This is a genomic window from Corynebacterium sp. HMSC065H09 (genome assembly GCF_001812845.1).
GTDB lineage: Bacteria > Actinomycetota > Actinomycetes > Mycobacteriales > Mycobacteriaceae > Corynebacterium > Corynebacterium jeikeium_D.
Genome location: NZ_KV810589.1, coordinates 161,168 through 178,066 on the forward strand (window position 1 = coordinate 161,168; position 16,899 = coordinate 178,066).

Genomic DNA, 16,899 nt, shown 5'->3' on the forward strand with positions numbered 1-16,899 from the left:
TGGATAATAATGGGTGTCTAGGTGGCTCAGCGAGGCAAGTATCCCACTTGCGCCGCTGGTGTATTAGACAACATAATTGTGTCGTAATTGGGCCACAATGTCCAACGCATTTAAATATCAATGCAACGTCGCTGATTAGAACGCCCTTTCGGCGTGTCGAATCGTCTACTATGTGACTTTGTGAAAACTAACCGACCTACCCCGCGCCGCTCGTCCGCCTTCGACGACGCTCTCGGGGTGCGTGACGCCATTCCGAAAATTGGTCTGGCCGGTTCTAGGTCGGCAACCCTCCACCAGGGCTCAGAACAGCCGCTCCAACACCGCATCAATTACCGCGAACTCAGACGCTTCACCTGGCTGCGTTGGCTGGGTGCTCTCGGTGCGATCTTTATTATGGTCGCTGGGATTGGCGCAGGCGCGACACCGGTGGTTGGAAATGAGTTTTGGGGTACACCACTTGGGCTAATCCTCGGTCGAATGTTGGTGGCAACGACAATCGTCACCTTCGTGGGCATTGGCATGTTAGTCACAGCCTGGTTGGGTGTCGGCGCTTTCGTTCTGGCCGGTGCGCGGACTCGCGTCACCGCAGTGACTACTCCGATGCTCATACGCACCTACGCGGCATGGGTATTGCCCTTGATGTTTACCGCTCCCCTGTTTACGCAGGATATCTATTCCTATTTGGCGCAGGCTGCAATTGTGGAGCGGGGTATGGATCCCTACCTCGCAGGACCTGTTGACCTATTGGGAGCCAACGACCCACTTGCCCGATCGGTGCCATTGATTTGGTCGCACTCGCCGAGCCCATACGGTCCCACGGCCCTCGCAGTGGCATGGGGTATCGCCAAGATAACCAGCGACGGGGTCATCGCTTCCGTCTTTCTGCATCGACTTGTCGCCATTGTTTCGCTTCTCGTGGTGTCCTGGGCGCTGGTGCAGCTTGGTCGCCGCTGCGGCGTTAGCTCTCAGTTCACCCTCTGGCTGGGCACGCTCAATCCGTTGGTATTGCTGCACCTGGTGGGCGGTATCCACAATGAGGCCCTGCTGCTGGCTCTCCTGCTCGTTGGTCTCGAACTGTGTCTGCGAGCTATCCACGGCCCTGCGCAATCGATGGTGCCCGATGAGCTGCCAGAACCCGGACCGATCGGACACGAGAACCAAAGCCGAGGTAGATCGTGGGCGCTGTATGCAGGCGGTATCGTGCTCATCAGCCTTGCCGGAATGGTCAAAGTCACCGGTTTCGTGGCGCTCGGCTTTGCCGGCATGTGGCTGGCCCGAAAGTTTGGCAGCACTTGGAAGGCCGTTGCTCTTTCCGCGGTAGTGACGGGCGCAATAACCGTCGTCACGGCAGTCGTTGTTTCCTTAGGAACTGGTCTGGGCTTTGGTTGGATCACCGCGCAGGGTGGCGCCGCAACGGTGCGCAGTTGGATGTCGTTGACTACCCTGCTCGGGATCATCGCTGGTTTCTTCGGCAGGCTTCTGGGGCTCGGCGATATCAGCGACAGTGCTTTGCTGTTTACCCGCGGCATTGGCGTAGTGCTGGTGGCTGCCTGGCTCCTGCGCATGCTGTTAGCGACGTTCCGTGGGCGCATTCACCCGCTCGGCGGCTACGGCCTCGCGATGTTCGCTCTAGTAATCCTCTTCCCCGTCGTGCACCCCTGGTACCTGCTATGGGCCATCGTGCCCCTGTCCGCTTGGGCCAACCGGGTACAATTTCGCATTGCCGTGGTTCTGTACTCGGCAATTTTCAGTTTTGTAGTACTACCACGCGGCCTGGGGTTGCCTCCGGGCACCGTCGCTCAGATTTACCTACTGGCGTTGGTATTCTTCGTCGCAGTCATGTTCGTCATCTTGGCGTACTCGACGCGATCTAAGGTATTTCGCCTTCATTAAAACTGTGAGATTAGACTGACTAACCGTGAATAACGCTGCCAATTCTCCTGCTCTGCGCCTTGAGAACGTAACGAAGAAATTCGATGACGTTGAGGCTGTATCAGACCTTTCGCTTTCCCTGGATCGAGGTAGGGTTCTTGCGCTCCTCGGCCCCAACGGCGCTGGTAAGACCACAACCGTTGAAATGTGTGAGGGCTTCATCAAGCCGGATGAAGGGCGAATTCGCATTCTTGATCTCGACCCGGTCACTCAAACCACAGCACTGCGCAGCCGCATTGGCATCATGCTCCAGGGCGGAGGTGCCTACCCCGGTGTTCGCGTTGGCGAAATGCTGAACCTCGTTGCCAGTTACTCCGCAAACCCGCTGGACACTGATTGGCTCCTTGAAATCGTTGGCCTAGAACGCCATCGTAAGACGAACTACCGCAGGCTCTCTGGCGGTCAGCAGCAGCGACTGTCGCTCGCATGTGCCCTGGTCGGACGTCCGGAGCTTGTGTTCCTCGACGAGCCGACAGCAGGCCTCGATGCTCAGTCCCGTCTAGCCGTCTGGGATCTCATCTCGTCGCTGCGCCGTGATGGGGTCACTGTGGTCCTGACAACGCACCTCATGGACGAGGCCGAATCGCTTGCCGACGACGTTGCGATTATCGACCGGGGCCATTTAGTTGTGGCCGGTACCACCGAGGAGATCACTAGCGCAGGCGCATCGGCTCTCCAGGGAACGTCGTCAAGCACTGCTATGAAGATCAGCGTTCGAGGCAGCCTTGACTTCGAAGAGGTCAACCGCAACTTCAGCGAGTCCGGTCTTCCACAGCGTCTGCAGCGTTCTGGCGGTGGAGAGTTTTCCCTGATTGGTGAGGCTTCACCGCGCGCCTTGACTGTCTTGGCGCAGAGTTGCGAGCAGCAAGAGGTGCTGATCACCTCGATGAATAGGGCGACGCAATCGCTTGAAGATGTCTTCTTGCAGATCACTGGAACGGAGATGAGGAGCTAATGACTACCGCACCGAGGTCTGATGCCTCCCGCTTTGCGAAGGGCATTTTCGCCCCAGCGCCACAGCGTTCGGACATGGCGAAGTTGGTCATGTCGCAGGCGTGGTTGGAGACGAAGCTCTTCTGGCGACATGGTGAGCAAATGCTCCTCACCATCATTATCCCGTTGGCGATGCTCATCGGCCTGGTGATGGTGCCGGTGTTGGAGCTCGATGATCCGCTCGAGCGTATCTTCCCCATGGTGCTGGCGATTTCCGTCATGTCTGCAGGGTTTACCGGGCAGGCAATTGCCGTGGGCTTTGACCGCCGTTACGGAGCCCTGAAGCGCATCGGCGCCTCAGGCGTGCCACCCTGGGGCATTATCGCAGGCAAGATTGTGTCGGTCTGCACCACCGTCACGTTGCAGTACGTACTGTTTAGTCTCGTGGGGCTCGCCCTTGGCGCAGAGCTGTCGATTGGCGGCTGGCTGCTGGCTTATGTGGGGATGCTTCTGGGAACGTTCGTCTTTACCTCATTGGGCTTGCTCATGGGAGGTACGTTGGGAGCCGAGCTAATCCTAGGTCTGGCCAACTTGATCTGGTTCATCCTCATTGGTGCTACTACGTATGTGGCCGTTGCGCCATCGTTAGATGACATCAGCTCTGTACTGCTACACCTCTTGCCGTCCGTCGCGCTTACCGACGTGATCTCCGCGGCATTGGCCATGTCCGTCCATTGGTCAGCTGTCGGGGTGCTACTCGTGTGGGGCGTCCTTGGCGCTGCATTCGCGGCCCGCTGGTTCCGTTTTGATATGCCGAATGACTAGGAATCTGTCGGGGAATCTGCATAGAAAAGCGCAGCCCAACGCAGGGGTTTCGCTTATTACCATTTTCCGCCAGCATGGGTAGAATTTCTTAATGTGAATACTGCAGATCGAAGTTTGCCCCTATCGTTTTTGCCGCTGACACCAATCGGGCGCCAGAAGCTCTATGCCCTGCTGGTTTTGATTGCACAGGCGGCAATTGCGGTAACCGGTTCTATCGTCCGTGTTACTGGTTCAGGTCTCGGTTGTGCTTCGTGGCCTGAATGTCACCCAGGCAGCTTCGTTCCTGTCGCGGGGGAAGCAGAAATGCTCCATCAGATTATTGAGTTTGGCAACCGGCTGCTCACCTTTGTGCTGGTTGCTCTGACACTTCTGCTCTTCCTTTCGGTTATGCGTGTCGGTCGCCGTCAGGAAATCAAGTTGCTGGCCTTCCTCAACGGTCTCGGCGTTATCGTCCAGGCTGTTATCGGCGGTATCTCCGTTTGGGTTGACCTGAAGTGGTACGCCGTAGCGCTGCACTTCCTGCCTTCGATGATTCTGGTCTGGCTCGCTGGCATGCTTTTCGTCAAGATTTCGGAGCCTGACGACGGCACTGCTACCCGCATGTACCCGCGCTATCTGCGCTATCTGGCTGCCGCCTCCGGCCTGGCCCTGACGATGACGCTGATTACCGGAACTATGGTCACCGGTGCGGGACCACACGCTGGAGATGCTTCGGTGCTCCCGGAGGATCGCCTCCAGCTACCGATTGTTGACCTGGCGCATATCCACGCTGGTTTTATGTACCTCTACCTTGGCCTGGTTATCGGCCTCATTTTCGGTCTGCTGGCCTCGGAAGCCTTTGCACCTGTGCGTAAGGTTGCCATCGCACTCGTTGTGTTCATTTTGGCTCAGGGCGTAGTTGGAATGATTCAGTACTGGTCCGGTGTACCGGAGGCATTGGTGCCGGTTCACGTTGCCGGATCTGGTATCTGCACCGCTTTGACTGCAGTACTTTTCCAGCACGGTTACCGCACTGTCGGTGGGAGCGCAGAAGTCACTGGCTCGCTTGAAGGCGATGCGGCTGCCGCCACTGTTGCTTCGGAGAAGAACGTCGAGGTTACCGCGTAGCTAGCTGCCGGTCAGCGGCTGTGTTAACGACTGTGGTTACCGGCCGTTGATTCCTGCTCGAACCGCCTAAACACGCGCTTTGGTTGTGCGTGTTTAGGCGGTTCTGCTGTCTGCTCGGCTCCGTGTGCTCGGATGTGCGTTTCCCAGTGGCTAGCGGGCTGCGCGGGCTGCGCGGGCGGTGCAAGGGGGCGGTCTGCCCACTTATCGATCCGAGTTACTGACTATGTTTATGACAGAAATCGCGCGAAAAATGGTCTGAAAGTGTCATAAACTCGCACAGTTTCACATTTGCAGCCCGTGCCCATCTCCACACACAAAAAGAGGCCCTTCCCGCAACCGGAAAGGGCCTCTTCAAAGGAGCTCAGCAGCTGCCCTAGAACATGCTCGAAATTGTCTGCAATCCGAGTACGGCATCGAGGGAAAGCGCCACACAGACGATAGACAAGTAGTTGTTCGACATGAAGAACAGCTTCATCGGCTTGATTTTGCCACCGGTCTTAACGTGGCGGTGCAGGTCAATGGCGCCCCACAGGAACCAGGCACCAGCGCCAACGGCGCCAAGCAGATAGATCCAACCCGCGTACGGAACCAACAGCAGAGTGGTAATCACGGTCGCGGCGGTGTAGTAAATAATGCGCTTGGAAACGACGATTGCCGGCTTGACCACTGGCATCATCGGCACGCCAGCGGCCTTGTAGTCCTCCTTGTAGCGCAGGCCCAATGCCCAGGTGTGCGGCGGAGTCCAGAAGAAGATAAGCAGGAACAGGATGAATGCCTGCCACCAGTGGGCCAGCCCCGTAATCTCCGGGTTGTTGTCAGTGATCACGGCCCAGCCGACCATCACCGGCATACACCCCGCAGCGCCACCCCAAATTACGTTCTGATCAGTACGGCGCTTCAGCCACAACGTGTAGACGAAGATGTAGAAGGCAATCGTAATCAGAATGAAAACGGCGGCCAGCAGCGAGTTACACAGCAACCACAGCCATAGGAACGACGCAATCATCAAGACAGTGCCGAAAATCGCTGCCGCTCGACGGCTAACCTGGTTGCGCGCGAGCGGGCGACGGCGAGTACGGCGCATCTTCTGGTCAATGTCGTAATCCATGACCATGTTGAAGGTGTGCGCAGCCGCTGCACCCAGCCAACCACCGAACAAGGTGAGAAGAATCAGTCCAACGTGAACATGACCGCGATCAGCCTGAAGCATTGCGGGAATGGCCGCGACGAGCAGGAGCTCGATAATTCTTGGCTTAGTCAGTGCAATATACGCCTTGACTGTTTCCAACAAAGCAATGTCCCTTTCACGCGCCATAAACAAACCCCCCGTTTACAGATAGTCGGATGTAACGGTCGGAAAGTTCCCGACGAGTTTTTCCGCAAAATTTAAATGAGGGGCAGGCAATCAGTTTACCGGTAATCATAACGGTTCCAATAATGACCGTCGTAAAGCATGTGCGGCGCGCCCTCTGAGACTTATCTCTCAGCTATTCGGCCCGGTTTGAACCCGGAGCGCGCAATCCTAGTTAGTATGGAGGAGAATTTTACTAATCCATTTGGATACTAGGAGTCATTCACGTGACACTGTCGACTGAGCATGAAGCACGGGTTGTGCGCAACTACCCCTCGGACTGGTCTGACTTGGATACGAAGGCCGTTGATACGGCCCGTGTGCTGGCTGCAGACGCTGTTGAAAAGGCAGGTTCGGGGCACCCCGGCACTGCGATGAGCCTCGCACCGCTGGCTTACTCTCTTTACCAGCGCGTTATGCGCCATGACCCGAAGGATACGAAGTGGATCGGCCGTGACCGTTTCATTCTCTCCTGTGGTCACACCTCTCTGACGCAGTACGTCCAGCTGTACCTCGGCGGTTTTGGCCTGGAGCTCGATGACCTGAAGGCGCTGCGTACGTGGGACGCTCTCACCCCGGGTCACCCGGAGTACGGCCACACTGACGGCGTGGAAATCACCACTGGCCCGCTGGGTCAGGGGCTGGCGTCGGCTGTCGGTTTTGCCATGGCTTCGCGACGGGAACGTGGGCTGTTCGACCCGGAAGCTGCTCCGGGTGAGTCTCCGTTTGATCACTACGTGTACGTCATCGCTTCTGATGGTGACGTTCAGGAGGGTGTCACTGCCGAGGCCGGCTCGCTGGCCGGCACTCAGCAGCTGGGCAACCTGATTGTCTTCTGGGATGACAACGGCATCTCCATCGAGGACGACACCACCATTGCTTTCACCGAGAATGTCGCGGACCGCTACCGTGCTTACGGCTGGCAGGTCATTGAGGTCGACGGCGGCGAGGACGTCGCAGCACTCGAGGCTGCTGTCGAGGAGGCCAAGAAGGATACGGAGCGTCCGACCTTCATTCGCGTTCGTACTGTGATCGCTTACCCGGCTCCGACGAAGATGAACACCGGCGCATCGCACGGTGCTGCTCTTGGTGGCGAGGAGATTGTCGGCATCAAGGAAGCTCTCGGCTTCGATACCGACAAGAGCTTTGACGTCGCTGACGAGGTCATTGAGCACACTCGCAAGCTAGTTGAGCGCGGTGCTGAGGCTCATGCACAGTGGCAGGTCAAGTTCGACGAGTGGGCTGCGGCTAACCCGGAGCGCAAGGCTCTGCTGGACCGTCTGACCGCTGGCGAGCTGCCGGAGGGCTTCGACGCTGAGCTGCCGACTTGGGAGCCGGACGAGAAGGGCGTTGCTACCCGCAAGGCCTCTGAGGCCGCGCTGCAGGCACTGGGCAAGACCCTGCCGGAGCTGTGGGGTGGCTCGGCTGACCTGGCTGGCTCCAACAACACCGTCCTGAAGGGTGAGCCGTCCTTCGGCCCGAAGTCCATCACCACCGGTACCTGGACCACCGACCCGTACGGCCGCAATCTGCACTTCGGTATCCGTGAGCACGCCATGGGCTCGATCCTCAACGGCATTCTGCTCCACGGTGGCACCCGTCCGTACGGCGGCACCTTCCTTATCTTCTCGGACTACATGCGTCCGGCTGTCCGCCTAGCATCGCTGATGGGCATCTCCCCTATTTACGTCTGGACTCACGACTCCATTGGTCTGGGCGAAGACGGTCCGACGCACCAGCCTGTTGAACAGCTGGCTTCACTGCGCGCTATCCCGGGTGTGTCCACTGTCCGCCCGGCTGACGCTAACGAGACCGCTCAGGCTTGGGCCGCTGTTCTTCAGGGCGAGGCAGGCCCGAAGGCTCTGGCCCTGACCCGCCAGAACGTTCCGGTCTTGGAAGGTACCAAGGAGAAGGCCGCTGAGGGCGTCCGTCGTGGTGCGTACGTGCTTGTCGACGGTGCCAAGGAGACCCCGGACGTCATCCTGATGGCTACCGGTTCGGAAGTTCACCTCGCTGTCGAAGCTGCTGACAAGCTGGCTGAGGAAGGCGTCAGCGCCCGCGTTGTCTCCGTTCCGTGTCTTGACTGGTTCGAGCAGCAGGACGATGCCTACCGCGAGCAGGTTCTGCCGAAGTCCGTCCGCGCTCGTGTCTCGGTTGAGGCCGGTATTGCAATGCCGTGGTACCGCCACCTGGGTGATGCTGGTCGCGCTGTCTCCCTGGAGCACTTCGGTGCATCGGCTCCGTACAAGGAGCTGTTCGAGAAGTTCGGCATCACAGCAGAGGCTGTTGTCGATGCCGCCAAGGAGTCCATCGAGGCTGCTAAGTAAGTTTGTTAAAACCTGGCGCTATCGGCCGTTGTCGGGACGGGATTTGTGAAAACCGTACCGCGCTCCGGTAGCGCCAGTATTGTTTGTGACGCACAGTAGTTTAAGGACATACAACTTTTAGCGAAGTCTTTAGGCAACGAAGCGGTATTGACAGAAAGGCGTTAAACACTATGGGAAACACCACGATGGAAGCGCTCGCCAAGGTAGGGACTTCGGCGTGGCTCGACGATCTTTCGCGCCAGCGCCTCACCTCGGGCGATTTGAAAAATCTTATTGAAGAGCTTCGGGTTGTCGGTGTCACTACTAACCCGGCAATCTTCTCTTCGGCGATGACCGCCGGTGAGGATTACGACTCTCAGCTGGCGCAGCTCACTGCAGAGGGTGCGAACCCGGCAGATGCTGTGTTCGCGATGGCAATCGACGACGTCCGCGATGCCTGTGACCTTTTCGCTGGTGTATCCGAAGAAACCGACGGTGTCGATGGCCGTGTTTCCATCGAGGTCGATCCTCGCTACGCCGACAACTACGAGGCCACGATTGCGCAGGCCCGTAAGCTCTGGGAGCGCGTCGGCAAGCAGAACGCGATGATTAAGATTCCGGCGACCGATGCTTCCCTGCCGGCTGTCACCCAGGCTCTGTCCGAGGGAATCTCGGTAAACGTCACCCTGATTTTCTCGGTGGAGCGTTACCTGCAGGTCATTGATGCGTTCATCGAGGGCATTGAGCGTGCGAAGGACAACGGCGTGGACCTGGCTTCGGTTCACTCTGTTGCGTCGCTGTTTGTTTCCCGCGTTGACACCGAAATCGATGCTCGCCTGGACAAGATCGGCTCCGTGGAGGCCCTGGCTCTGCGCGGCAAGGCTGGTCTGGCCAATGCCCGTGCAGCTTACGCCAAGTTCGAGGAGACTTTCTCGGCGCAGAATATTCGCTGGGCACAGCTGGAAAACGCCGGTGCTAAGCCGCAGCGCCTGCTGTGGGCTTCGACCGGTGTGAAGAACCCGGCTTACCCGGACACCCTCTACGTCACTGAGCTGGCTGCACCGCAGACTGTGAATACCATGCCGGAGAAGACGCTGCGTGCTGCCGCGGGCTTCGAGGGCGAGGTTCGCGACGCCGTCAGCGGCCAGGGTGACGCAGCCAATGCCGTTATGACTCAGCTCAGCGAGATTGGCATCGACCTCGATGACGTCTTCGCTGTCCTGGAGCGCGAGGGCGTGGAGAAGTTCGTGGACTCCTGGCAGTCCTTGCTCGAGTCGATTGCACAGCGCATGGAGCAGCTGAAGTAAGCCTGCTGATTATCTAGGTGCCTGTTGGTAGTGGCTGCGTTTCTGGCTGGCGCCAGCAGGTCGCCTGGCGATCCGAGTTACTGACTGCGGTTATGTCAAAAACGGCCCGAAAAATAGCCTGAAGGTGTCATAAACTTGCACAGTTTCACATCTGCAGCCCGTAACTTTTGGGGTTGTCAGTTTCGGTTCGCCTGTTGTGTTACTTAACCCGCATGTTCAACGTTGGACATGAAAAAGCTCCCCTGCGCGGGGAGCTTTTCTATTGGTGCTAGGACGTGGCGAAGGTGGGACGCACAGAGGGCAGTGGGCGTTTGTCTTCCTTTAAAGCCCAGGCCATCACGAACGCAGAGATTACGGCGATGATTGAGGCAAAGATCGGCACAGCCGGCCAGGGGGCACCCGGTACGGAGTCGGTCACGTCCAGCAGATAGCTGAAGAGGAAGAGCGTGGCCAGGGCCAGGCCAATGGTAATTGATCCTGCACGAGTGCCCTTCGCGCCGGCGACGGTGCCGACTGCGGTGCTCGCCACGGTAGTCATGAGGAAGCTCAAGAAGACGCACAGCGCGGTGAGCAGAACTGTGGTGTAGTTCTGCCCGGAATCCTCAATCATGTACAGCTCCCCGTTAGTGTCCGGAAACAGGGCCGGTCCGGAGGTGACAATGAAGCTATCGAATCCGCGGTAGTAACCGGACTTGTTCTGCTCGATGACCATCGCCGTGACGATGAAGGCGGTAGCCACCAACGATGTGCCCAAGATTGCGATGATTGCGGAGCGTACCCAGCGGGCGGTGCTCACGCCGTAGTCACGCAGGGTGACCGAACGCCGGGCTGTGATGAGGAAGAGGATGCCCAGCGCGATAATGCCAAGCAAGGTGTTGCCGGTTCCGCTGCCTACGAGCATGCGCCCGAAGGCCGAGTACAGGATGGCCACGGCGGCAACACCGAGGAAGGTTTTCTTGTTGGTCGCGATGAAAGCTCCGGTGCTCATTTCTTGCTCCGTTCGATGTAGGAGGAGGTGCTTGCGAGGTCGATGAGGGCCGCGGGGTCGAGGTAGCTCACCTCAACGCCGAGGGCGCGGGCATGCGCAGCGGCAGACGAACTGAGCTCTGTAGCCAGGATTGCCTCGCAGCGCTCGCCGAGGGTTTTCTTAGCGAGCACTGGGCCGGCCACCTGCGCCACGAGATCCGTAGGGCCTCGCAGCACCGGATGGCTAGCGCGCAGCTTATCGACGTCATAGGGCCCGTACGCATCCTGCTTGTGGATGACAATCAAGGTGTCGACTAGGCCGGCTAGATCCTGGGAGTGCTGCGAGGTGACCACAATGTTGGCCGATTCGGCCGAGTCGATAAGCATGCCGCGCAATGTGGCGCGGTGCTCGACATCGAGGCCGTTGAAGGGCTCGTCGAAAAGCAATGCTTCCTTGCCCGATGCCAGGGTGGCAGCGGCGATGAGCAGCTGGCGCTGGCCCAGGCTGAGCTTTTTGATAGGGGTGTCAGCGGGGAAATCGAGGAGGGACTCCGCGTGGGGCACATCGAGCTGATCCCAGCCGGTGCGCAGGATCTGGAAATATTCGCGCGGGGTGGCACCGAAGACCTGGGTGTCGGGTGCAGCCTTCGCCAGGGCCGCCGTAGGCATCTGCGCGAGGGTACGCAGGTAGTAAGTCTTGCCGGCGCCGTTGGGGCCAATCACGCCGTAGATGCTCATTTCTCCTCCTCCAGCATGGCGATGATGTCGTGGAGCGTGAGGCCGAGAATGCCGGCCTCCACTTTTAATGGCTCGATGTAGGTGCGCTGGAACGCTTCACGACGCTCAGCGCGAATGCGCTCACGGGCATCTGGAGTGACAAACATGCCGAGTCCTCTTTTCTTCTCCACAAGCCCCACCATCGACAGTTCCGTCATGGCCTTGGCGGCCGTGGTTGGGTTGACCTGATAGAACTCCGAGAGCTCCTTGGTTGAAGGGGCACGATCCTCAGCCGAGAGCTCCCCGGACAAAATCATTGATTTCAGATCCTCGGCGATCTGGACGTAGATGGGCCGAGGGTCCGCCTCCTTCGCCTGCATATCCACCTCCGTGGTTTATGGGTATACCACCTAGGTCATAAACCTATGGCAGAAGAAAGGGGTCCGTCAAGGCCCCATCGGAGGAATCGGAAACGATTCCACCGGACTTTTCTCGATATGACATTATGTAAACCGTGAGTGATTCTCTGCAACGCAACGATTCGAACTCCCCTACTGCCAGCTCTCCGCACAACGGAGACGACAGCACCAACCACGACGGATACATCAACCCGCTGCGCGACCCGCAGGATAAACGCCTGCCGCGTATTGCCGGCCCGGGTGGCATGGTGATTTTCGGAGTGACGGGCGATCTGGCCCGAAAGAAGCTTCTGCCTGCCATCTATGATCTGGCCAACCGCGGTCTACTGCCTGCCTCCTTCGCGTTAGTTGGCTACGGTCGTCGCGAATGGTCGAAACAGGACTTTGAGGATTATGTGCGCACCGCAGTGGAACAGGGCGCCCGCACAGACTTCCGTGAGAGTGTCTGGCAGCGCCTGGCTGAGGGCATTCACTTTGTCACCGGTACCTTCACCGATGACGAGGCCTTCGATCGCCTGGCCGCACAACTTGAGGAGCTCGATCGCTCCCGCGGCACCGCTGGCAACTGGGCCTACTACCTGTCCATTCCGCCAGCTAACTTCCCCGATGTCTGTCATCAGCTCGATCGTTCGGGGCTGGCGCAGTCGGGCGAGGATTATTGGCGTCGCGTGATTATTGAGAAGCCATTCGGACACGACCTGGCCTCCGCTCAGGAACTCAACCGGATTGTGAACTCGGTCTTCCCAGAAGACGCTGTGTTCCGCATCGACCACTACCTGGGCAAGGAAACCGTCCAGAACATTCTGGCCATGCGTTTTGCCAACCAGTTGTTCGATCCGATGTGGAATTCTCACTACATTGACCACGTTCAAATCACCATGGCCGAGGATATCGGTTTGGGCGGTCGCGCCGGCTACTACGATGGTATCGGTGCAGCTCGTGACGTGATTCAGAACCACCTACTCCAGCTCCTGGCGCTGGTGGCAATGGAAGAGCCCATCGCCTTTACCCCGGAAGAGCTGCAAGCGGAAAAGATCAAGGTTCTGCGTGCCGTCGAGCCAGTGCGTCCGTTTTCGAAATACACCGCTCGTGGCCAGTACACGGCGGATTGGCAGGGCAGCAACTTCGTGCCAGGGCTGCGCGATGAGGAAGGCTTCGACCCCGAATCCACGACCGAGACCTACGCCGCCTGTACGCTGCAGATCAACTCCCGTCGCTGGGCCGGTGTCCCCTTCTACCTGCGCACCGGCAAGCGCCTCGGCCGCCGCGTCACTGAAATTGCGCTGGTCTTTAAGTCCGCACCTCACCTTCCCTTCGCAGAGACAATGACTGCCGCTCTCGGCCAGAACGCAATGGTCATCCGTGTTCAGCCAGACGAAGGCGTGCTCATGCGCTTCGGCTCGAAGGTCCCGGGCTCGGCCATGGAGGTGCGCGATGTCAACATGGACTTCTCCTACTCCGAGGTGTTTACCGAGCAGTCGCCAGAGGCCTACGAGCGCCTGATTCTGGATGCGCTTCTCGACGAGGCCAGCCTCTTCCCCACCAACGAGGAAGTCGAGCTGTCCTGGAAGATTCTTGACCCCATCATCGAGTACTGGGCCAAGCGCGGTCGTCCCGAGGGCTACCCCGCAGGTTCGTGGGGGCCTTCCTCCGCTGACCACATGCTCGAGCGCGACGGTCGCGCTTGGCGACGGCCATAGGCCGCCGACCTCTCAGTTCTTAAGAATTTTCTGACAGAAAGAACACTTTCATGATTGTCAATTTGCCAGACACTGACACCGCGAGCATTGCTCGTCAGTTGGTGCAGCTTCGAGAGCAGGGCGGCATCGTTACCACGGGCCGTGTCCTCACCCTGATTGTTTTGGCCAAAAGCGAAGACGACCTGGAAAACATTATTTCCACGGTCAACTCCGTTTCCCGCGAGCACCCATCCCGTGTGCTGGTATTGGTCTCCGATGATCCAGGCCTGGACAATCGCCTTGACGCGGAGCTCCGCGTCGGTGGTGATGCCGGTGCCGCTGAGATCGTCGTTATGCACATGTCCGGAGAGATTGGTCAGCACCACAGCTCTGTGGTGACTCCCCTGCTGCTGCCGGATACGCCGGTCGTGGCGTGGTGGCCTTCTGAGGCGCCGCAAGTCCCAGCGGCGACACCAATCGGCCGAATTGCCCAGCGCCGTATCACCGATTCACTCTGTGACCCGAATAGCAACGCTATCTACACGCGCCGTACGGGCTACACGCCCGGCGATTCCGACCTGAGCTGGTCGCGGCTGACGAACTGGCGCGGTGTGTTGGCATCCGCTTTCGACTTGCCGCCGCACTCGCCGGTGACCTCCGTGTCCATCTACGGCCCACAGGACTCGCCATCGGTCGAGGTCGCCGCTGGATGGTTGGCAGATCGCCTGGGGCTGCCGGTCAACCGTTACTCCACCGGTGAGAAGAAGATTCCGGTGGACGAAAAGGGCCGCGCCAAGCCACCGGTGACCTCCGTCGCCTTTGAGCGTGAAAATGGCCAGACTTTGCGCATCGATATTGAAAGCGCCACCACTGCATCGGTCACCAACGGAGAAAAGCCCCCGTTCAAGGTTGCAGTATCGCGTCCAACACGCTCCGAATGTTTGGCAGAGGAGCTGCGTCACCTCGACCACGATACTGCCTACGGACGTGCCCTGCGTGGCCTCAGCCAGATTCACACGGTGGGAATGCAACCTCCGACGTCCACAACAACTAGCTTCGCTAACGAACCAGGAGTCTCTGACAAGTGACCACCGATAACGCGTCGAATACCGTCCCTGCCCCTCAGTTCCACCGCGCCGCTGACCAGGCGGGTATCGTCGAGGCTGCACGTCAGCGCTTCATCGATGCGGTTGTCGCCGTCCTACATGGCAACGCCTCTCCGGTCACCGATGACGGTTTCGTACGCGTCGTTCTCACCGGTGGCGGCGCGGGTACCGCTTTTCTCAGTGCGCTTGCCGACGATTCCGGAGACATCGACTGGAACCGAGTCCTGGTGTTCTTCGGAGATGAACGTTTTGTCGCTGCCGACTCGGCAGATCGCAATGCGTTGGCTGCTCGTAAGCGTCTCTTGTCCCCTGTCGGCGTGCCGGAGGAAAACATCTTCGAGTTTGCCGCTGCCGACAGCGGCGTGACCACCACGGAGGCCGCCGAAAGCTACGAAGCTATCGTTCGGGAGATGGCTCCAAATGGCTTTGACCTTCACCTTCTTGGTATGGGCGGAGAGGGACACATCAACTCGATTTTCCCACATACCGCAGCGCTGGCTGAGCAGGAACGCTTGGTCGTGGACGTGCATAACTGCCCGAAGCCACCGCCGACCCGCATCACGCTGACGATGCCGGCCATCGCCAGCTCTCAGCGTGTGTGGCTACTTGTAGCGGGCGGCGAAAAGGCTGAGGCAATTGCAGCTATCGCTCAGCAGGACGACCCAGCGCAGTGGCCGGCGGCCGGGGTTCGCGGTGTTCAGGAAACCGTTGTCTTTGTTGACGATGCTGCGGCTGCGCAGCTCTAGGCTTCCGCTTCACCGCTAACAGCCCAGAAACAGCAAATTCCCGTCGATAAGCGAAATGCTATCGACGGGAATTTTTATTGCTTAAAGGGGCTCATCGTAAAAATGAGTGTATTTTGGTTCGGAATCCGCCGGTGTCCAGCAGTGCTCTGGTGATGTAGTGGGTGAGGTTGCGGAAGCCTAGGGAGGTACCGCGCAGGTGTTCGATTCTGCCGTTGATGGCTTCGGTGGGACCGTTGCTGGTGCCGATATGATCGAAGTAGGCCAAGATGTCATCAGCCCGGCGTTTCATCGTCCGGCCCAACGTCTGCAGCTCTTTGAGCGTGTTGGGGACCCCGTGGCTGATGGAAGCAATGAGTTTGCGGAACCGTTTTTTGGCTTGCTTCTTGTTGGGGTTGCGGTAGGCGGCGACAATCTTTTGGTAGATGTCATAGGTGGTCTTGACCGGGGCATGGTCCGGGTTGGCAAACACGGCATCCCGGCGGGCTTGTTGTTGTTCGGTCAGATACTCTTTGCCGGTTTTTAGCACTTTGCGGATCCCATACAATGGGTCCCCGTTGCGACCACGCCGGCTCAGGGTGGCTTGTTGGATGCGTTGTCGAACCTTATCCACGGCCTGACCGGCCAGGGCCACCACATGGAAGGGATCCATGACCGTGGTGGCCTCAGGCAGGGTTTCAGCTGCTGCGGTTTTATACCCGGTGAACCCATCCATGGCCACGATCTCAATGCCGGCCCGAAACGCGCTGGTTTGCGCTTCTAACCAGGTGATGAAGGTTTGTTTGGACCGGCCCGGGACCATATCCAATAACCGTGCCGGGCCTGTGCGGTCTGCCACGGGGGTCAAATCGATGACCACGGTGACATACCGGTTACCCCAGCGGGTGTGGCGCCACACGTGCTCATCGACCCCCAACACTCTGACCCCATTGAGCCGGTTGGGATCGTCAATGAGCAACCGCCGACCCGTGGTCAGCACCGCGTCGTTGGCGGTATGCCAGGACACGCCCAGATTGGCCGCCACCCGGGCAATGGATAACCGGTCGATGACTACCGATTTCAACGCCCACAACGCGGCAGCATGCGAGAGTTTGGCCTCCGGAGCCACCACGGATGTGGTGTCTTGTTGCCAGACACGGGCACAGGTATCGCACCGGTAGCGGCGTAACCGCACATGCAAGTGGGTGGGCCGCCAACCCACCGGCACATGCGTGACTTTGCGCACCACACTGCCTCGCACTGTGGCTTCAGCACCGCAATGCCGACAGAACTGATCGGCCTCCACGACTCGACATTCCAGCACGGCTTGCTCGGCGGTGACGTGTTGACCGGTCACGGTGACGCCGGAATTGCTCAGCAGGCAAAAGGCATCAAGATCTGGGCGCGAGAAGGTAAGCTGGTGCATGTCGAGGTCTTTCTTCAGATGTGTGGTTTCGTCACTTCCATCTTCGGAAGACCTCGACTCTTTTTACGCCTTCAACACACCCCGATCACCAAACCCATCTACA

14 protein-coding genes are annotated in these 16,899 nt (G+C 58.9%); 9 read left to right on the top strand and 5 right to left on the bottom strand.

Annotated elements, in window-relative coordinates; translation table 11 throughout:
• The first annotated feature begins 153 nt into the window (after positions 1–153).
• The 4 genes from mptB (at position 154) to HMPREF2878_RS06705 (ending at position 4,797) form a co-directional block, all read left to right on the top strand.
• On the top strand, positions 154–1,893 hold the full coding sequence (gene mptB, locus HMPREF2878_RS06690; protein ID WP_048734179.1) for a polyprenol phosphomannose-dependent alpha 1,6 mannosyltransferase MptB: 1,740 nt from the start codon (positions 154–156) through the stop codon (positions 1,891–1,893).
• A 25-nt stretch (positions 1,894–1,918) separates the two neighbouring features.
• On the top strand, positions 1,919–2,887 hold the full coding sequence (locus tag HMPREF2878_RS06695; protein WP_070438414.1) for an ABC transporter ATP-binding protein: 969 nt from the start codon (positions 1,919–1,921) through the stop codon (positions 2,885–2,887).
• Positions 2,887–3,690 carry an ABC transporter permease gene (locus HMPREF2878_RS06700; protein ID WP_070438410.1) on the top strand — a complete coding sequence of 268 codons (804 nt, stop codon included), beginning with the start codon at positions 2,887–2,889 and terminating at the stop codon, positions 3,688–3,690. The genes HMPREF2878_RS06695 and HMPREF2878_RS06700 overlap by 1 nt, the downstream gene beginning before the upstream one ends.
• Positions 3,691–3,783: 93 nt before the next feature.
• On the top strand, positions 3,784–4,797 hold the full coding sequence (locus tag HMPREF2878_RS06705; protein ID WP_016422745.1) for a COX15/CtaA family protein: 1,014 nt from the start codon (positions 3,784–3,786) through the stop codon (positions 4,795–4,797).
• Positions 4,798–5,170: 373 nt separating this feature from the next.
• Here HMPREF2878_RS06705 and HMPREF2878_RS06710 read toward each other — a convergent pair whose 3' ends face one another.
• Complete coding sequence (locus HMPREF2878_RS06710; RefSeq protein WP_187404188.1) at positions 5,171–6,085, bottom strand: heme o synthase; 915 nt, start codon at positions 6,083–6,085, stop codon at positions 5,171–5,173.
• 290 nt (positions 6,086–6,375) lie between these two features.
• Here HMPREF2878_RS06710 and tkt point away from each other — a divergent pair, with 290 nt between their 5' ends.
• Both tkt and tal read left to right on the top strand, forming a co-directional pair.
• Complete coding sequence (gene tkt / locus HMPREF2878_RS06715) at positions 6,376–8,475, top strand: transketolase (RefSeq protein WP_070653084.1); 2,100 nt, start codon at positions 6,376–6,378, stop codon at positions 8,473–8,475.
• 170 nt (positions 8,476–8,645) lie between these two features.
• A complete protein-coding gene (gene tal, locus HMPREF2878_RS06720; RefSeq protein ID WP_070653086.1) occupies positions 8,646–9,761 on the top strand; it encodes a transaldolase in 1,116 nt (371 codons plus the stop codon).
• A gap of 268 nt (positions 9,762–10,029) precedes the next feature.
• On the opposite strand, the gene HMPREF2878_RS06725 is transcribed toward tal, so the two are convergent.
• Genes HMPREF2878_RS06725 through HMPREF2878_RS06735 form a run of 3 tightly spaced genes read right to left on the bottom strand, consistent with a single transcriptional unit; the run spans position 10,030 to position 11,824 of the window.
• Complete coding sequence (locus HMPREF2878_RS06725; protein ID WP_070547097.1) at positions 10,030–10,749, bottom strand: hypothetical protein; 720 nt, start codon at positions 10,747–10,749, stop codon at positions 10,030–10,032.
• Complete coding sequence (locus HMPREF2878_RS06730; protein ID WP_069358692.1) at positions 10,746–11,465, bottom strand: AAA family ATPase; 720 nt, start codon at positions 11,463–11,465, stop codon at positions 10,746–10,748. The genes HMPREF2878_RS06725 and HMPREF2878_RS06730 overlap by 4 nt, the downstream gene beginning before the upstream one ends.
• Entirely contained in the window at positions 11,462–11,824 is a 363-nt protein-coding gene (locus HMPREF2878_RS06735; RefSeq protein WP_070549601.1) for a GntR family transcriptional regulator, read from the bottom strand. The genes HMPREF2878_RS06730 and HMPREF2878_RS06735 overlap by 4 nt, the downstream gene beginning before the upstream one ends.
• 134 nt (positions 11,825–11,958) lie before the next feature.
• Between HMPREF2878_RS06735 and zwf the strand changes: the two genes are divergently transcribed.
• From zwf to pgl, 3 genes are read left to right on the top strand one after another with little or no spacing between them, the layout of a single operon-like run.
• Positions 11,959–13,563: a glucose-6-phosphate dehydrogenase gene (gene zwf / locus HMPREF2878_RS06740; RefSeq protein ID WP_016422737.1), complete on the top strand. Its 1,605-nt coding sequence runs from the start codon at positions 11,959–11,961 to the stop codon at positions 13,561–13,563.
• A gap of 50 nt (positions 13,564–13,613) precedes the next feature.
• Positions 13,614–14,630 (top strand): glucose-6-phosphate dehydrogenase assembly protein OpcA, encoded by a 1,017-nt coding sequence (locus HMPREF2878_RS06745; RefSeq protein WP_070653088.1) that lies wholly within the window; start codon positions 13,614–13,616, stop codon positions 14,628–14,630.
• The gene (pgl, locus tag HMPREF2878_RS06750) at positions 14,627–15,394 is read left to right on the top strand and encodes a 6-phosphogluconolactonase (protein ID WP_070653090.1); all 768 of its coding nucleotides are present in this window, start codon (positions 14,627–14,629) and stop codon (positions 15,392–15,394) included. The genes HMPREF2878_RS06745 and pgl overlap by 4 nt, the downstream gene beginning before the upstream one ends.
• A gap of 91 nt (positions 15,395–15,485) precedes the next feature.
• Here the strand turns inward: pgl and HMPREF2878_RS06755 are convergent, their stop codons facing one another.
• Complete coding sequence (locus HMPREF2878_RS06755; protein WP_070653092.1) at positions 15,486–16,796, bottom strand: ISL3 family transposase; 1,311 nt, start codon at positions 16,794–16,796, stop codon at positions 15,486–15,488.
• Positions 16,797–16,899 lie beyond the last annotated feature (103 nt).